The 17,017-nt window shown below is 66.2% G+C and carries 16 protein-coding genes; 5 read left to right on the top strand and 11 right to left on the bottom strand.

The genetic code is table 11. From position 1 onward, the window contains the following. Position 1 precedes the first annotated feature (1 nt). The 11 genes from ACM62G_RS30450 to ACM62G_RS30400 form a co-directional block, all read right to left on the bottom strand. Complete coding sequence (locus ACM62G_RS30450; protein WP_419736355.1) at positions 2-880, bottom strand: alpha/beta fold hydrolase; 879 nt, start codon at positions 878-880, stop codon at positions 2-4. Between the two features lie 34 nt (positions 881-914). Beyond that, complete coding sequence (locus ACM62G_RS30445; protein ID WP_273820462.1) at positions 915-1,556, bottom strand: DUF2239 family protein; 642 nt, start codon at positions 1,554-1,556, stop codon at positions 915-917. A 92-nt stretch (positions 1,557-1,648) separates the two neighbouring features. Beyond that, the gene (gene codA, locus ACM62G_RS30440; RefSeq protein ID WP_419736354.1) at positions 1,649-2,884 is read right to left on the bottom strand and encodes a cytosine deaminase; all 1,236 of its coding nucleotides are present in this window, start codon (positions 2,882-2,884) and stop codon (positions 1,649-1,651) included. Continuing rightward, positions 2,881-4,101 (bottom strand): PucR family transcriptional regulator, encoded by a 1,221-nt coding sequence (locus ACM62G_RS30435; protein WP_419736353.1) that lies wholly within the window; start codon positions 4,099-4,101, stop codon positions 2,881-2,883. The genes codA and ACM62G_RS30435 overlap by 4 nt, the downstream gene beginning before the upstream one ends. Continuing rightward, the gene (codB, locus tag ACM62G_RS30430) at positions 4,098-5,363 is read right to left on the bottom strand and encodes a cytosine permease (protein WP_054060781.1); all 1,266 of its coding nucleotides are present in this window, start codon (positions 5,361-5,363) and stop codon (positions 4,098-4,100) included. The genes ACM62G_RS30435 and codB overlap by 4 nt, the downstream gene beginning before the upstream one ends. Before the next feature lie 449 nt (positions 5,364-5,812). After that, the gene (locus ACM62G_RS30425; RefSeq protein WP_054060782.1) at positions 5,813-6,199 is read right to left on the bottom strand and encodes a cupin domain-containing protein; all 387 of its coding nucleotides are present in this window, start codon (positions 6,197-6,199) and stop codon (positions 5,813-5,815) included. Between the two features lie 48 nt (positions 6,200-6,247). Beyond that, on the bottom strand, positions 6,248-7,096 hold the full coding sequence (locus ACM62G_RS30420; RefSeq protein ID WP_054060783.1) for an AraC family transcriptional regulator: 849 nt from the start codon (positions 7,094-7,096) through the stop codon (positions 6,248-6,250). A 74-nt stretch (positions 7,097-7,170) separates the two neighbouring features. After that, entirely contained in the window at positions 7,171-8,097 is a 927-nt protein-coding gene (locus ACM62G_RS30415) for an AEC family transporter (RefSeq protein ID WP_273820466.1), read from the bottom strand. A gap of 155 nt (positions 8,098-8,252) precedes the next feature. After that, entirely contained in the window at positions 8,253-9,155 is a 903-nt protein-coding gene (locus tag ACM62G_RS30410) for a LysR substrate-binding domain-containing protein (RefSeq protein WP_273820467.1), read from the bottom strand. A 79-nt stretch (positions 9,156-9,234) separates the two neighbouring features. Next, positions 9,235-10,467, bottom strand: a complete 1,233-nt coding sequence (locus ACM62G_RS30405; RefSeq protein ID WP_054060786.1) for an alpha/beta hydrolase — start codon at positions 10,465-10,467, stop codon at positions 9,235-9,237. A gap of 37 nt (positions 10,468-10,504) precedes the next feature. Continuing rightward, a complete protein-coding gene (locus ACM62G_RS30400) occupies positions 10,505-10,663 on the bottom strand; it encodes a hypothetical protein (RefSeq protein ID WP_160319901.1) in 159 nt (52 codons plus the stop codon). Positions 10,664-11,105: 442 nt separating this feature from the next. Here ACM62G_RS30400 and ACM62G_RS30395 point away from each other — a divergent pair, with 442 nt between their 5' ends. The 5 genes from ACM62G_RS30395 to msrA all read left to right on the top strand — a co-directional run bounded on the left by ACM62G_RS30395 (position 11,106) and on the right by msrA (position 16,864). Further along, positions 11,106-12,161: an NAD(P)-dependent alcohol dehydrogenase gene (locus tag ACM62G_RS30395; RefSeq protein WP_054060787.1), complete on the top strand. Its 1,056-nt coding sequence runs from the start codon at positions 11,106-11,108 to the stop codon at positions 12,159-12,161. A 227-nt stretch (positions 12,162-12,388) separates the two neighbouring features. After that, complete coding sequence (locus ACM62G_RS30390) at positions 12,389-14,446, top strand: ATP-binding cassette domain-containing protein (RefSeq protein WP_419737582.1); 2,058 nt, start codon at positions 12,389-12,391, stop codon at positions 14,444-14,446. Between the two features lie 8 nt (positions 14,447-14,454). Next, a complete protein-coding gene (locus tag ACM62G_RS30385) occupies positions 14,455-15,501 on the top strand; it encodes a glycine betaine ABC transporter substrate-binding protein (protein WP_054062600.1) in 1,047 nt (348 codons plus the stop codon). Then, positions 15,498-16,409, top strand: coding sequence for a homocysteine S-methyltransferase family protein (locus ACM62G_RS30380; RefSeq protein WP_419736352.1), 912 nt, complete (start codon positions 15,498-15,500; stop codon positions 16,407-16,409). The genes ACM62G_RS30385 and ACM62G_RS30380 overlap by 4 nt, the downstream gene beginning before the upstream one ends. Beyond that, the gene (gene msrA / locus ACM62G_RS30375; RefSeq protein WP_419736351.1) at positions 16,406-16,864 is read left to right on the top strand and encodes a peptide-methionine (S)-S-oxide reductase MsrA; all 459 of its coding nucleotides are present in this window, start codon (positions 16,406-16,408) and stop codon (positions 16,862-16,864) included. The genes ACM62G_RS30380 and msrA overlap by 4 nt, the downstream gene beginning before the upstream one ends. Positions 16,865-17,017 lie beyond the last annotated feature (153 nt).

Below are 17,017 nucleotides of genomic sequence, written 5' to 3'. Positions count from 1 at the left end.
TTCACGCCCGGCGGGCGTTGCGCACGAGCGCTGTGCTGATGGCCGGATAGTGCGCGGGCGGCAGGTCGTGACCCATGCCTTCGATCAGCAGGAACTCGGCACCCGGGATCGACGCCGCGCTGTCCTGGCCGCAGGCGGGCAGGATCAGCGGATCGTCGGCGCCATGGATGACCAGCGTCGGGGCACGGACAGCCACCAGGCGCGAACGCAGGTCGCCGGTGACGGCGATGGCCGCGATCTGCCGTGGCGTGCCGCCGCTGCCGCGGGCGCGACGGCGCTCCTCCAGGACCAGCTCGCGATGGGCTGCCTCGTCGAAGGGTTGGCCACTGCCGGCGATACGCCGGGCAAATGCCAGGCTGTGGGCCAGGAACGCGGCTTCGTCGGTGGCCGGGTCGGGTGCCGGACGCATCAGCATCGCCATGACCTCAGGGGCGGCCTGGGGCAGGGCCGGGTTGCCGGTGCTGGACATGATCGAGGTGAGCGACAGCACCCGTTCGGGATGTTCGCAGGCCAGCAACTGGGCAATCATGCCACCCATGGAGCGGCCCACCACGTGGGCTCGGTCGATGGCGAGGGCGTCGAGCAGGCCCAGGGCATCCCCGGCCATGTCGTGCAGGCTGTAGGGCACCTGGGGGCGTTGCCCGGCCATCAGGGCGCCGAGGTCCGGCGTGCCGTGCTGGCCGAAGTGGGTCGAGCCGCCGCTGTCGCGATTGTCGAAGCGAATCACCCGGAACCCTTCGACCGCCAGGGCTCGGCAGAAGGGTTCGCTCCAGCGGATCATCTGGCTACCGAGCCCGGCGATCAGCAGGATCGCCGGGTCGTGGGGGTTGCCGAAACTGTCGTAGGCCAGTTCCAGGCCATTGGCGTGCAGGGTGGTCATGACGTGCTCCATGCGACAGTGTTCGGTGGCCGGTTTACTGGAGGTTGGCCGGGTGTTCGAACGCCAGGCGTAGCACATGGCTGCGTATATCCTCGGGCCAGGTCGCAATGCGTTGTTCCAGGCCCGCGCGGTCGTCGGCGAACAGTGCCCGGGTCGCTTCCTCGTAGTCGGGGAAGTCGCCGGCGATGGCCAGCATGAATTGGTAGGCGGCCTCCTGGGCCGCGCGCCGCTGCTGGCGTGAGCCGCCGTTCTTGCGCGCGTCGTCGACCAGGCGGCGCAGCACGGCGGAAGCGCCGCCGGGTTGCTCCGCCAGCCATTCCCATTGTCGGGGCAGCAGGGTCACTTCGCGGGCCACCACGCCGAGTTTCGGCCGGCCACGGCCTTTCGGTTCCGTGGGCTGGTCCGCCGCGGGCTCGGTGGGCGCGTCCTTGCGTGGACGATAGCGCCCGGCAGATGGCCTGGGTGGCTGGGACAGGCGCTCGATGATGTCGGCCTTGGTGCCACGCAGGTCCAGGTCGATGACCCGGCCGGTGACATCGTCGAATACCAGCACCGTTTGGTGCGAGTCGCTTTCGTTGGCCGCCTTGACGGCCAGTGCCACTTCCACCAGCGGCCCGGAACTCAACAGGCGATACGCTTCGAAGGCAGTAGCAGGTTTTGTAAGCAGATCGGACATTTGATCATCCCTCCAGTCAAGGAGGTAATTAATACCCGGATTAAAATATAAATTCAATATTATCCGGGTATTAATTTCGGCTCGGTTCGTCCTCAGAAGCGTTCCACCGTCGCCGGCGTCCGCTTGAGCAGCACCTTGCCCGCGCGGATCGATACCAGCACCTGGCCCTGGCGGCGGATCATCTCGTAGTCGTCCGGTGCCGACAGGATCAGCAGGTTGGCCGGGCGCCCGGTCTCGATGCCGTAGCGCTCGCCGAGGTTCAGGGTACGGGCGCTGTTGTCGGTGATCAGGTCCAGGGCGCGGGTGAGGTCCTGGTAGCCGAGCATGTGACAGATGTGCAGGCCGGCTTCGAGTACCCGCAGGATGTTGCCGTTGCCCAGGGGGTACCAGGGGTCGACGATGGAGTCCTGGCCGAAGCAGACGTTCAGGCCGGCCCGGTCCAGTTCGGCCACGCGGGTGACGCCACGGCGCTTGGGAAAGGTGTCGAAACGTCCTTGCAGGTGGATGCTCTCGGTCGGGCAGGAGACGAAGTTGAGCCCGGACAGCTTGAGCAGGCGGAACAGCTTGGAGCAATAGGCGTTGTCGTAGGAACCCATCGCCACGGTGTGGCTGGCGGTGACCCTGCTACCCATGTCGCGGACCCGCGCCTCTTCGGCGAGCACTTCGAGGAAGCGCGACTGCGGGTCGTCGGTCTCGTCGCAGTGCACGTCGACCAGGCAGCCGGTGCGTTCGGCCAGGTCCATCAGGAACTTCACCGAGGACACGCCCTGGTCGCGGGTGTTCTCGAAGTGCGGAATGCCGCCGACCACGTCGGCACCCAGCGCCACGGCCTCGGTCATCAGCTCACGACCATTCTTGTACGACTCGATGCCTTCCTGGGGGAAGGCGACGATCTGCAGGTCGATCAGGTGGCGGGTTTGCTCGCGGACTTCGACCATGGCCTTGAGTGCGGCCAGGGTCGGGTCGGTGACGTCGACGTGGGTGCGCACGTGCTGGATACCGTGGTCGACCAGCATGTCGATGGTCTTGCGTGCGCGGGTCTTGGTGTCTTCATGGGTGACCAGGGCCTTGCGTTCGGCCCAGCGCTCGATGCCCTCGAACAGCGTGCCGCTCATGTTCCAGCTCGGTTCGCCGGCAGTCAGCGTGGCGTCGAGGTGGATGTGCGGTTCGATGAAGGGCGCGGTGACCAGGTTCTGGTCGGCGTCCAGGTCCGCCGCTTGTGCCTGGGCCACGCCGGGCTGGGCGACGATGGCGCTGATGCGCTCGCCGTCGAGTTCGATGCGATAGAGGCCGGTCTTGCCGCGCAGGCGGGCATTGATGATGTTCATGCAGGCTCCTTACAGGTTTGAGTCATGCGCCAGGCCAGCAGGGCCACGGCGGCATTCATGCGAAACAGCGGGTCGTCCAGTGATTGCCCGCTTTGTTGTTCGATGCGCTGGATGCGTTGGGCCAGCGTGTTGCGGTGGATCTGCAGGCGGCTGGCCGCCTTGAAGGTGTTGGCGTTTTCCTGGAGCAGAGCGTCGAGGGTTCTGAGCAGGGTCAGTGGCTGCTTGCGCCCGGTGCCGATCAGCGGGCCGAGGGTCTGCCTGACGAAGTCATCGATCAGTGTGCGGTCGCCGATACCCTGCAGCAGGCGCAGCACGCCCAGCTCGCTGAAGTCGCACAGGCCGCTGGCCGGGCGCAGGCTTTCGGCGACGTCCAGCGCCTGGCGGGCCTCGCCCAGGGCCCGGCGATACTGCCCGCAGTCCTCGACGCGGCTGGCCAGGCCCATGAACAGGTTCAGCTCGCCGATCTGCCCGCTGGCGCTGCGATACAGCGCCGTGAGGGCCTGGGGTAGCTCGGCATGCTCGGCGAGCAGCAGCACGAACAGGTCGCCTTGCAGGATCACCGGCAGCGGCTCGGGCTGCTGCCGGCTCCAGGCTTCCAGGTGATCCTGCAACGCCTGGCGGGTCTTTTGCAGCAACTGTTCCGCCTGGTCGGGCGCGTGGCGTTCGAACAGCAGGTTGACCGCCGACAGCCGCAAGGCCAGCAGGCGCCGCGGTCCCTCGACCGGCAGTTGCGCATGGGCGGCGCGCTGGCGGGCGATGGCCAGGCTCGGGTAGTCGCCGGTCAGCAACTGGCCGAGAATATCCTGCCGCGAGCGCCTGGCCTGGGCCATGTGCGCCAGCGCGGTACCGATGGCGTGGGTGACCACCACCATCTTCAGCAGGTAGGGTTGCTCGATCAGCGGCAGGCCGAGCTGTTCGGCGCGCTCGATGACCGCCTGGGGAATGCGCTGGATGAAGGCCTCGCCGGTGAGAATCACCAGCCCGGCGATGCCGACGGCGACCCCATCCTCCACCAGGCTGAGCAGGTTGCCTTCCTCGCGGCTGTGGTTGATGCCGGTGACGAACACCAGTTCGCCGCCCATTACCCACTCGGCGATGCCTTCGTTCTCGGCCACGTAGGGCCAGCGCACGCTGCGCTGCAGGTGAGCGGCGCCGGCACGTACGCGCAGTTCCTCAAGCCCGGGAAGCTTGAGGATTTCCTCGACCGTCAGGCTCATTGACCACCTTGCATGGGGTGAAGGGCACTGTCCCGGCCACGCAGTTCCACCAGGCCGATGTAGCACACCGCGGAGGCGGCGATGCCCACCAGTGGCGCGACCCAGGGCGAGCTGTACGCCAGCAGGGCGCCGACGGCATAGGCCGCCAGCCCATTGAAGTTGTAGCGCGGCAGCTTGACGCTCGCCAGTTGCGGATACTTGCCGCGATGGCGGTACCAGAAATCGGCCATGATCACGCCGCCGATCGGCGGGATGATCGAGCCGAGCAGTACCAGGAACGGGATGAGCATTTCGTACATGCCGCCGATGGCCAGCAGGATGCCGACACCGGCCGCGGCCAGGGTCATGCTGCGGCGACGCTCGCTGCGCAGCAGGTGGCAGGCCGCGGCCGAGACGTTGTAGATGGTCGGGCCCTGGATGGTCCACAGGTTCAGGCAGAGCATGACCACGGCGGCGAAGGACAGCCCCTGCAACATCATCACCTCGACGATGTCGGCCTGCTGGTAGACGATCGCGCACCAGGCGCCGGCGACGATCATCAGGCCGTTGCCGACCAGGAAGCTGATCACGCTGGCGATGACCGCGACCCGTCCGCTGCGCGCCAGCCGGGTCCAGTTGGTGGCCTGGGTAGCGCCGCTGGCGAAGGTGCCGAAGACCATGGTCACCGCTGCGGAAAAGCTCATGGCCTCATGCGGGATCACTGCGGCCAGGCCCTGCAGGCCGCCGATCTTGCGGGTGGCGATGACCATCGAGATCACCAGCAGGATGAACATCAGCGGTACCGAAACCCGCGACAGCACGTCCAGGCCCTTGTAGCCGATGATCGCGGTCAGGCTGAAGCCCAGGCCGAACAGGATCATCAATGGAATGGTCAGGCCGCTCGCCAGCCCGAGCATCTTCACCAGCACGATGGCCACGGTGGCGGTGCCCCAGGCGTACCAGCCCAGTTCGGCGAAACCGAGGATGAAGTCGGACAGGCGGCTGCCGGCTTCGCCGAAGCAGAAGCGACCCATCAGGACGGTATTGAGGCCGCTACGCGAGGCGATCAAGGCCAGCACCGCGGCATACAGCGCCAGCAGGCTGTTGCCGATGGCCGCGACCCACAGCATGTCGACGAAATTGAAGGCCATGCCCAGTTTGCCGCCGGCGAACATGGTGCCGGTGAAGAAGGTGAAGCTGAACAGCACCATGGAAATGGACAGCAGTCCCTTGCGGGCATGGGAGGGTGCTTCACTCAGGGGAAATTCGCCGGTGGAACTCATGTGCTTTTCTCCGAACCGAAAAACGGTGCAATGAAAGGTGGGCTTGCGTTGCCGGGGCATGAGCAATAACCAGGCCCACTTTCAGCGGCTCGGGATGGGCAGAAAAAGCGGGCAGGTCTGACATTTTTTTATGTGCGAAGCGCACATTTTTAGGGGGAAATCACCGTTGAATATGTGCAGGATGCTTCAAGGCGGGGCGAGTGTGCACCAAGTGAGTCCATTGTCGTAACATTTTTTTTGCCGCAGTGTTCGGCGGTGCACGCTCCCTGCCTATGGCAGCCAACTGTCTTTGGCTCACCCCCGGCAAGCGGTTACACAAGCCTTGGGGGTGACGGTGCTGTTGCTGCTGTTCCAACCCGGTTGCGGATACCTGCTGGCCGCAGCCCTGGCCGGCCTCACCTGGGCCTGTCTCTGAAGCCGGTGAGGGGCACGGCCCTGATCGCTCTGACTCAGATCCAGAGATCGTTGGGCGCCGTCAGCTCGCCGCCCTCATGGCCTGTGTTCACAATGCCCCGCGGCTCGATGATCATCAGCCGGGCCTCGCTGTCGGCGGCCGTCCGGTGTTCCACGCCGCGCGGCACCACATACAGCTCGCCCGGGCCGACGTACACGCTGCCATGGGGCAGGTCGATGCGCAGGGTCCCGTCCAGCACGATGAACGCCTCGTCGGTTTCCGGGTGGGAATGCCAGATGAACTCACCCTCGATGCGCACCACCTTGAACTGATAGTCGTTCATCTCGGCGACCACTTTCGGACTCCAGTGCTCATCGATCAGCGACACCTTGTGGGCCAGGTTCACGGCTTGCAGGCTCGGCTCGGGCAGGGAATGGGACATGACGAATCCTCTTTATGAATGGGAGCCGTCAGTCTAGCCAAAGGCTGATCAGTGGCACTTGTACGATCCTGCAAGTCGGCCGCTGGCCCGCAGGCGCTCCAGCCAGCGTGAAGGCGGGACTCCGTAGCAGCGGGTGAAGTGGCGGGTCATGTGGCTCTGGTCGTGGAAACCGCTGATCAGGGCGGCGTCGACCAGGGTGAAACCGTCGAGGATCAGTCGGCGGAACTGGTCCAGGCGGCGCAGGGTCACGAAGCGATAGGGGCTGGTGCCATACAGGACCCGGAAATCCCGGGACAGGCTCCAGCGCTCGCGGCCGCTGACGTGCTCGAGCATCTCCAGGGTAATCTCCTGGTTCAGGTGCGCCACGATGAACTCCCTGGCCCTTTCGGCCGCCGGGTAGTCCAGGCGCTTGCGTCCACGGGGCTTGCCGGCGACCGCCCGCAGGGCCATGGCCAGGTCGAACAGGGCGTCCTGTTCCTCCAGGGTATCGAGCGGATGATCCATGCCTTGCACGAACGCCTCGCTGGCGTGATACAGGCGCGGATCCTGGGAAAGCCCGCCGGCGATGTACGGCAGCGGCTCGCCGCCGAGCACCTGCTGGATCAACGCCGGGTCGACGTAGGCCATGCGATAGCGAAAGCCGGCCTCGGTACCGGCCATGCCGTCGTGCAGCTCATCGGGGTGCAGGACGAGGGTGTTGCCGGGGATGCCATGGCGCAGCGAGCCCTTGTAGTGGAAGCTCTGCACGCCGGCGAGCGTGCGGCCGATGGAATAGGTGTCATGGCGGTGCGGATCGTAGCCGTGGCCGCCGAACCAGGCTTCGATCCGTTCCACTCGTCCGGGTTGTGCGTTGCGTACCACCCAGTCCGAGACGGGGGGCGGTGTGTCTGTGTCCATCAGTGCGATATCCGGGGGCGGGTGTCAGGCGCCACGATACCCGTGATGGCCGGTTGGCGTCAGCCCCGGCTCCCTTACAACCACTGGGTGCAGCCCATGACCACCAGCGGCAGGGTGATGCCCGCGAGCAGGGTCTGGCTGGCGATGATGCCGGCCATCAACGGCGCATCGCCGCCCAACTGGCGGGCCATGATGTACGAGGACGACGCGGTGGGCAGTGCCTGGAACAGGATAGCGGCAATCGCGGCTTCGCCACGCAGGCCCAGCAGGTGGCAGATCAGCAGGGTCGTCAGGGGCATGGCGATGAACTTGGCGACTGACGAAACGCCCACCGGTCGTAGCCAACTGCGTGAGGCGGCGAGGTCCAGGGCGGCCCCCACGCAGAGCAGGCCCAGGGGCAGTGAGGCCTGGCCCAGCGCCTTCAGGGTCGGTTCGAGGCCGGCCGGCAAGCGGGTACCCGTGAGCTGCATGAGGATGCCCAGGGTACAGGCCACCACCAGTGGATTGAGCGCGAGCTGCCGGGCCACGCCTGCCAGGCCGAGCCTCGTACCACTCCCATAACGGGCGAAGACCAGTACGCAGAGGATGTTCACCGTGGGCACGATGGCTGCATTGGCGACTGCGGCCAGGGCGATGCCGTGGCTGCCGAACAGCCCGGCGGCAGCGGAGACTCCGACGTAGTTGTTGAAGCGCACGCCACCCTGGAACAACGAGGTGAAGGCCGGGTCGTCGACGGCCAGGTTGCGTCGTACCAGTACCAGAATGGCCGCTACCGCCAGGGTGGGCAGCACCAGTGCGAGAATCATCTCCCTGACCGGAATGTCGCCCAATTGCGCGCTGGACAGGCCGTGGAAGAACAGCGCCGGCAGCAGCACGTAGTAGCCCAGGCGTTCGGCCTGGGGCCAGAAGCCTTCGGCGAGAAAGCGGGCATGTCGCAACCACGCTCCCAGGGCGATCAGCAAGGCGATGGGCACCAGCGCCAGGATCAGCGTGGCGTTCATCGACAGGCTCCCGGTGCCGGATGAGGGCGCTGTCGGGTTTTCTGCGCGGTGAGGGTCGGTTGATCGGTGGTAGCAGGCATGGCGCTCTCGGATGGCAACGAACCGCCCCACGATAGCGTTCACGATCGACAATAAAAAACGATATAAAATTGCCGCTAGCTTGATAATTTCTCATGGGTTGTCGCGTGCCCGGCCTGGGCGCGCACCGCTTGCACGAGGGCCTGGGCCGAGCGTCCCGCCGGGCGATCCTCGCGTTCGAGCAGAACCACCGTGCGCATCTGCTGCGGTTCGCCGAAGGGCAGGCAAAGCATCTTGCGCGATGCCGGCAGGTTCTGCCGCGACAGCGGGATGATCGACACACCCAGACCGCTGGCGACCATCTGCAGGATGGCGTCCTGGCTGTCCAGTTCCATGCTGGTCTGTACCCGTATGCGCAGCCTGCGCAGTTCCCGCTCTATCGTCCTGCCGGCCCAGGCCCGGCGGTCGAAGCGGATGAACGGGTAGTCCTGCAGCAAGCCGCGCGGATCGCGGCAGGGCAGGTTGGCCGGGGCGACGATCCAGAACCCTTCCTGGTACAGCGGGGTACTGACCAGCCCGAAGGGGTAGGGCTTGACCGGCTCGGTGGTGATGGCCGCATCCAGTTCGCCGTTGTCGATGCGAATGGCCAGCTCAGCGGACATGCCGGACGCCACGTTCACCCGCAGGTGCGGATGCTCGGCGCTCAGTGCCGCCAGCGCGGCCGGCAGGAAGCCGGACAGGGCTGTGTGGATCGCGCCGATGCGCAAGGTGCCGCGCAGCTGTGAACCGTCGCTGAGGTCGGCGGCGATGCTGTCGTGGATCGCCAGGATCTCCCGGGCCCGATCGAGCACCAGGTGACCGGCCGGCGTCATTAGCGGGATACGCCGGGTGCGGTCGAACAATGGCGCGCCGAAGGTGTCCTCGAGGCTCTTCACGTGCAGGCTGACCGCCGATTGCGTCAGGTGGATGGCTTCGGCGGCACGGGCGAAGGAGCCGTACTGGGCAATGGCGACCAGGGTGCGGAATTCGCGTAGGGACATTGGGCGTTGTTCTTGCTCCGGGGATCAGTGGCCATTGTGCCCCAATTGATCCCCGGGCATGTACCGCCTCAAGCGGTGGCTACTGCGGAGTCGGGTTGCAGACCGGCGTGATCGGTTCACCGGCGAGCACCTTGCGGGCGAAGGGAATCGAGTCCTTCAGCGAGGCGTTGACCGTGCCGCTGTGTTCCAGCCCGGCATACACATGGGCCTCGACCACGCTGCCCGCCGCGCAACTGTCGCGGGCCAGGCTGCTCTGGCTTTGCGCGGTGGTGCTCGGGTCGGTCTCGCCGGCACCGATGAAGATCGGCTGCTTGAGCTTCAGCGTCGGGAAGTCGATCGCCTGGATCCACGGCCGCAGTTTTGCCGCGGCTTCGGCGCTGGGTTGCTTGCGGGTGTTGGCGAGGGTCCGACCGCTGAACACGGTGTCTGCCTCCAGCGCAGCCAGGCAACTGGTACGGGCCTGCTCCACGAACGGCAGGGCCTCGCGGGTGAAATAGTCCTGCGGATCGATGCTCGGGTCGTACTGCTGTTGCGCGAGCAGGGTGTAGAAGCCGTAGGCGAGGGTTTCATCGACCTGGTTCGGGTCCTTCGGTGGGCGGGTTTTGTTATCGGTGATCTTGTAGATCACCCCGGTGGCCACCGTGCCCTTGACGCCCAGGGCCGGGCTGTAGTCCGGCGCATAGGCTGCCGCCGCATAGGCACCGGCGCCGCCTTGCGACTGGCCGACGATCAGCACCTTGTTGGCCAGCCCCGGTGTGCCGGCGATCACCGCACGTGCGGCATCGAGAATGCCGTAGGCGGCCACGCGGCTGTTGAGCAGCGGATGCCCGCCGGGCACGCCCAGGCCCTGGTAGTCGGTGGCGACCACGGCATAACCCTCGCGCAGCCAGGCGTTGAGGTAGTTGACGTCACGGATCGAACGACCGGCCCAGGACGGCGCGCAGATATCCGCCACGCCAACCGTGCCATGGCCCCAGGACACCACCGGCCAGCCACCGGTGGGAGCCTTGCCCTTGGGCAAAAACAGCGCGCCGGACACCACGATCGGCGTCTTGCCGTCGATGCCGTTGGTGGAGCTGTAGAGGATGCGTTGCTGGGCGCCGGCCTCGGCCAGGCTCAGTTGTACCGGCAGAGGCTCGCTGCGCAGCAGCTTGCCGGGTTGGGCCGGAATCTCCTGTTGCCAGGTGTAGAAGGGCGACACGCGGCCATCGCCCTGTTGCGGATCCGGGCGTGGCGCATGCACGGCGGCCAGGGTCTGCAGCGACAGGGCGAGAAGGCCGGCACCGCAGGCCAGCTTGAACGGCAGTTTCATGGATTGCTTCCTGGTTGGATGAAGACGTCGGCAGGGCTCAGGGGCCCGGCCAGTAGTCCTTGGGGGCCCATGCGGCATGCCCTGGAGCGATATTGGCGAAGCCGTCCTGGCGCGGCTGTGCCGGAGCCAGGATCACTGCGCCACCGAACAGGGCAGCCAGGATCAGTAGGCGTGCTGCGTCAGCGGTTCTCATCATCGTGTCGCTCCATGGGCACCGGGCGGGCCGGCAGTCCCGGGGGGGTGAGCAGGATGTGTGCCAGCGCCCCGGGCAAGGCTGCAGCCCTTGCAGGACGTGGCCTGTGGGAACGGCAGGGATGGGCGGGGAGAGGCGGATGATGGTGGGGAAGCATCGATTGCTGCTGGCCTGCTGCCTGTGCAGCAGCGCCGTCCCGGTTCATGCCGGGCCTGCCCGGGCAGGAAAAGATTTTCGACCCGTTGTGGCGGATCAGGACCTGCGCCCCATGCCGATCGGCCGATAGTCCAGTGTCCTCTCCGGTCTTGCCTGTGCTATCGAGAGGATCAGGCAAGAATACGACCGGATTGCGCTACTGCGGTCCGCCTCCTCCCTGTGAATATGGGTAGCCGGGTCGTTGCCGCGTGCAACCGCCCGTTCGATTCACGGCCAGAGGAAAATTCCGATGCAAGTGCATGCCTATGGTGCCCATGCGGGCGATAAACCACTCCAATCCCTGCAGATCACCCGTCGTGCGCCCGGTGCCCACGATGTCCAGATCGACATCGCCTTCTGCGGCGTCTGCCATTCCGACCTGCACCAGGTGCGTTCCGAGTGGGAGGGTACCCGTTATCCCTGCGTACCCGGCCACGAAATCGTCGGTCGCGTCAGTGCGGTCGGCGCCCACGTCAGCGGCTTCAAGGCCGGCGACCTGGTCGGGGTCGGCTGCATCGTCGACAGTTGCAGGCATTGCGCCGACTGCGACGAGGGCCTGGAGAACTATTGCGACGGGATGATCGGCACCTACAACTTCCCGACGCCCGATGCCCCGGGCTGGACCCAGGGTGGCTACTCGGAAAAGATCGTCGTGCATGAACGTTATGTCCTGCGCATCGCTCACCCGGAAAACCAGTTGGCCGCTGTTGCGCCGCTGCTGTGTGCCGGCATCACCACCTATTCGCCGTTGCGGCACTGGAATGCCGGGCCCGGCAAGAAGATCGGTGTGGTCGGTATCGGTGGCCTGGGGCACATGGGTATCAAGCTGGCCCACGCCATGGGCGCGCACGTGGTGGCGTTCACCACCTCGGCCTCCAAGCGCGAGGCCGCCCAGGCGCTGGGCGCGGATGAAGTGGTGGTGTCGCGCGATGCCCACGAGATGGCCGCCCATGCCAAGAGCTTCGACCTGATCCTCAACACGGTGGCTGCCCCGCACGACCTCGATGCGTTCCTGGTCCTGCTCAAGCGTGACGGTGCCCTGTCGCTGGTCGGCGCACCGGCTTCGCCGCATCCGTCGCCCAACGTGTTCAACATGATCATGAAGCGTCGCACCATTGCCGGCTCGATGATCGGCGGCATCCCCGAAACCCAGGAAATGCTGGATTTCTGCGCCGAACACGGGATTACCGCCGACATCGAACTGATCCGCGCCGACGAGATCAACGATGCCTACGAGCGCATGCTCAAGGGCGAGGTGAAGTACCGTTTCGTCATCGACAACGCCACGCTGAACCCGCAGCGCTGATCGCCGACTGAAGTGTAAACGCTGTTCGCCCGCCAACAGTTGGCGGGCAGCGATGCTGGTTTAGCAGCAGGCGCGTTGCGCTGATATGTTGGCAAGCCATTGTATTTCAAAGATTTTATGGTTGGCATGAAGTCTGCCATGTACACCTGGAAAGTTTATGAATTCCAGGGGCACACGTGAGCGCTAGTGACTACCAACTGATTGCCAGGGGCCGGGAGAGTGCCGCCGTGCCGGTGCCTTCCCACGCGCCAACCCTCTCCCCGCTGCCGTCCTCGGCCTCCGATATCGCGTTGGAGTTCCGCGGCGTGACCAAGTGCTATGCCGGCAATGGGCGGCACACCTCGAACAATGCCGTGGAGCACGTGAGCCTGGCGGTACGGCGCGGCGAAGTGCTGTGCCTGATGGGTACATCGGGCAGCGGCAAGTCGACACTGTTGCGCCACGTCAACCGGTTGATCGAACCGAGCAGCGGCGAGGTGCTGATCGAGGGCACGGCCCTGGGCAGCCTGTCTGCCCAGGCGCTGCGCGAGTTGCGCTCGCAGCGCATCGGCATGGTGTTCCAGCATTTCGGCCTGTTGCCCCATCGCAGCGTGCGTGACAACGTGGCCCTGCCCCTCGAACTGCGCGGCGAGCCGGAGGCCGCCCGGCTGGCTGCGGCACAGCGACAATTGCAGGCGGTGGGGCTGGCGGAGTGGGGCGAGCATTTTCCCCATGAGCTGTCCGGCGGCATGCAGCAACGGGTCGGACTGGCGCGGGCGTTGGTGACCGAGCCCGACATCCTGCTGATGGATGAACCGTTCAGCGCCTTGGACCCGACCATCCGCCGCGACCTCCAGGGGCGCTTCCTGCAACTGGTACGTGAGCGCGGCATCACCACCTTGCTGGTCACCCATGACCCGGGCGAGGCCCTGCGCCTGGCCGATCGCATTGCCGTGTTGCGCGCTGGCGAGCTGATCCAGGTCGGCACGCCGCAGGAACTGCTCGAACACCCGGCGGATGCCGGCGTGGCGGACTTCTTCGATGAGCGGCCGCGCGCTGCCGCGCCGTTGGCGGTGCCTGGCGCGCCAGAGGACGCAGCACCGGCGCACGTGACGCAGACCGTATCGGGCAAGACGGGCCTCACTTCCTGGCTGCTGGGCCCGGCTGCGTTGGCTGCGGTCGGACGCAATGGGCTGTTCTGGCTGGCACTGCTGATCGAACTGGCATCGTTGGCATTGCTTGGCGGCAGTTGGCGCAGCGGTTCCACCGTGGGCGTGGCCGTTGCCCTGGCCGTACTGCTGGGCAACCGCGCCGCCAGTGCCGGGTTGAGCCGTCACGCTCAGGGCCGTGCGCCGCACGCCTGGGCATTGCCCGCAGCCCTGTTGCTGGCAAGCCAGGTGCTGACCCTGTGGCGCGCCTTCACCCCTGACGCGGCCGGTGCCTGGCTGCAGTTTCCGGCCGACCGCGACAGCATGCTGGCGATTGCGGGTGGCATCGACCGGTTGATCGGCTGGTCCCAACTGACCTTCGAAAGCGCCTTCGTCGGGGTGATTGTCGCGGTGCGCTCGGTCATCGAGGGCGTGGAAGGCGCATTGAGCTGGATCCCCTGGCCGGTGCCGGCACTGGCGCTGGTCTACCTGGCCTGGCGCAGCGCCGGTGCGCCGCTGGCCCTGACCTGTGCCCTGGCTCTGGGCTATATCGGCCTGTTCGGCTTCTGGGAACACACCGTCTCGACCATCGCCCTGGTTGGCGCCTCCGTGCTGCTGTCGCTGCTGATTGGCATTCCCACCGGCATCCTGCTGGCCAAGCGGCCCCTGGCGCGGCGCCTGATCACGCCATGGCTGGACGTCATGCAGACCCTGCCGACCTTCGTCTACCTGATTCCGGCGGTGGCGTTCTTTTCCGTGGGCAAGACGCCTGCGGTCATCGCCACGGTGGTCTTCGCCCTGGCACCGATGATTCGTCTCACCGCTCTCGGCATTCAGGAGGTGCCCAAGGCGGCGGTGGAGGCAGCCGTGGCCCATGGGGCGACACCCTGGCAGACGCTGACCCGGGTCGAGTTGCCCCTGGCGGCCGGTTCGCTGCTGCTGGGCGTCAACCAGACCATCGTCATGAGCCTGTCGATGGTGGTCGTCGCAGCGCTGATCGGCGCGGGCGGCCTGGGCTACGACGTCATGACCGCGCTGCGCAACATCAAGGGCGGTGAGGGCGTTCTCGCCGGCATCGCCATCGTTTTCTGTGCCCTGGTACCGGACCGGATCATCCAGGCTTCCCTTCGCAAACGTCATCGTTTCATTCAGGAGTAACCCCGTTCATGCCCAAGTTCCTCTCCCGCGCCCTGGCCGGCGCCGCTCTGCTGGGGGCCTTGCTGCCGGCCACGGCAGCACTGGCCAAGGACAAGATCGTCATCGGCGAGCAGAACTGGACCGGCGCCGTCGCCATCCAGTACATCCTTGGCGACATCATCAGTTCCCGGCTCGACGGCGATGTCTCCTATCTGGCCGGTGACGTGCCGGTGCTGTTCGCCGCCGCGGCCAAGGGCGATGGTTCGGTCGACGTGCTCACCGACATCTGGCTGCCGAACCAGTCGGCGGCATGGGCCAGGTACGTCACCGGCGGTACCCGTTCGCTGGTCCCCAACAAGCAGCCTTACCTTGGTGTGCAGGGCTTCTACATTCCCGGCTACATCCAGGACAAGTACGGTGTGAAGTCGGTCTATGACCTGCGCAAACCCGAGGTGGCCCAGCTGTTCGCGCCGCCCGGCGGTGGCCAGGCGCAACTGCTGGTGGGACCGGCCGGCTGGGAGTCGACCTACATCGGCGAGATCAAGGCCAAGGACTTCGGCTTCGCCAGGAACTTCGAGTCGGTCTCCACCGAGGCCGCGGTCACCTACGCGCGCCTGGATGCCGCCTACAAGGCCGGGCGTGGCGTGGTGTTTTATGCCTACACCCCGGACTGGATCTTCTCCGCCTATGACCTGCGTCGCCTGGATGAGCCGCCGTTCGACGGCTACGCCCAGGACAACAAGAAGGGCGACCCGCTGTACAAGGCCGACGGCTGTTGGAAGTTCATCAGCCCGACCGTCGATACCGACTGGCTGAACAAGAGCAGCATCACCTGCGCCTATCCGGATGCCAAGGTGCACATTCTCGCATCCGCCAGCCTGCGCCAGCGCGCGCCGCGTATCGCCGCGTTCCTCGAGAACGTGAGCATCGACCCGACCTCGCTGAACGAACTGATCCTGAAGATCGAGCGTGAAAAGCAACCGGCCGAGAAGGCCGCCAAGGCCTGGGTCGCGGCCAACCCGGCGACCGTCAACCAGTGGCTGCAGGCTGCTGGCGACAAGGTGGCGGCGCAATGAGCCGGCGCGCATTGACGCTGCTCGACGGCGGCATGGGGCGCGAACTCAAGCGTATCGGAGCGCCGTTCCGGCAGCCGGAGTGGTCGGCGCTGGCGCTGTTGCAGGGCCCGGAGCATGTGACCCGGGTACACCGCGCCTTTATCGAGGCCGGTGCCCAGGTGATCACCAGCAACAGCTACGCGGTGGTGCCGTTTCATATCGGTGAGGCGCGTTTCGCCAGCGATGGCCGTGGGCTGGCGGCGCTGTCCGGCCGACTGGCGCGGGAGGCGGCCGAGGGGACCGATGTGCGGGTGGCCGGTTCGCTGCCCCCGGCGCTGGGTTCCTATCGGCCGGATCTGTTCGACCACCAGCGTTCGCTGGCCATTCACCGTGAGCTGATTGCCGGCCTGGGCCCGCATGTCGACCTGTGGCTGGCGGAAACCCAGAGTTCCCTGGCCGAGGCCCGGGCGGTACGCGAGGCGCTGGGCCGTGACGACAAGCCGCTGTGGCTGTCTTTCACCCTGGTGGACGCCTTGCCAGATGATGTACCGCGCCTGCGCTCCGGCGAAAGCATCGAGCAGGCGGCGCAGGTGGCGCTGGAACTGGGTGCCAGTGCGCTGCTGTTCAACTGCAGCCAGCCCGAGAGCATGGGCCCGGCGTTGATCAGCGCGCGACAGGCACTCGCGGCGCAGGCCGGCGAATTGCAACTGGGGGTCTATGCCAACGCGTTTGCGCCGGTCAGCGAAGACGCCCAGGCCAACGACACCCTGCTCGATATTCGTGCCGACCTGGGCCCGGCGGCCTACCTGCAATGGGCGCAGCGCTGGGTCGATGAAGGCGCGCTGATCGTCGGTGGCTGCTGCGGTATCGGCCCGGAGCACATCCGGCAATTGAACGAGCACTTGCAAGCAGGGGAGGTGAGCTCATGAGCGGGTTACAACAGGCCAACTTCGGCGCGGGCTGTTTCTGGGGCGCCGAAGCGGCCTTGCGCGAGCTGCACGGAGTGGTGGACAGCCGGGTCGGCTACGCGGCGCAAGCGGGTCGCAGCGAGCCGCTGATCGAGGTGGTTCAGGTCGATTTCGATCCTGGCGTCATCGACTATCCGGCGCTGGTCGAGGCGTTCTGGGGGCTGCATGACCCGACGTCGCAGGACCGTCAGGGCGATAATATCGGGGTGAAATATCGTTCGGCGATCTTTGTCCACTCGCCGCAGCAGGCGGCCATTGCCGAATTGGCACGGGCGGAACTCGAGGCTTCGAGGCGGTTCAACCGGGCCATCGCCACGGTCGTCGTGCCGCTGGGAACGTTCGAGCTGGCGGCAGAGGACCAGCAGCGTTATCTGGAGAGAAACGGTCTGACGGCCTGCTCGATCAGCCACGCCTGAACCTTTTGCAGCTGTTGCTGCTCCTGCTGCCAGAGCCTCTGGAGGCTACAGGATCCGGCTCTGGCGGGCGGCCGAATCAATGGCTCCGGATGTTTCCGCTGACCCCGTTCGTGAATGAATCCGGACGCCGGATCGCCGGCTCCAGGCACGATC

The organism is Pseudomonas sp. COR18, assembly GCF_048568395.1.
Classification (GTDB): Bacteria; Pseudomonadota; Gammaproteobacteria; order Pseudomonadales; family Pseudomonadaceae; genus Aquipseudomonas; species Aquipseudomonas fuscovaginae_B.
The sequence above is the reverse complement of the archived record's forward strand: the minus strand, read 5'-3'. Positions and strand labels throughout refer to the sequence as shown.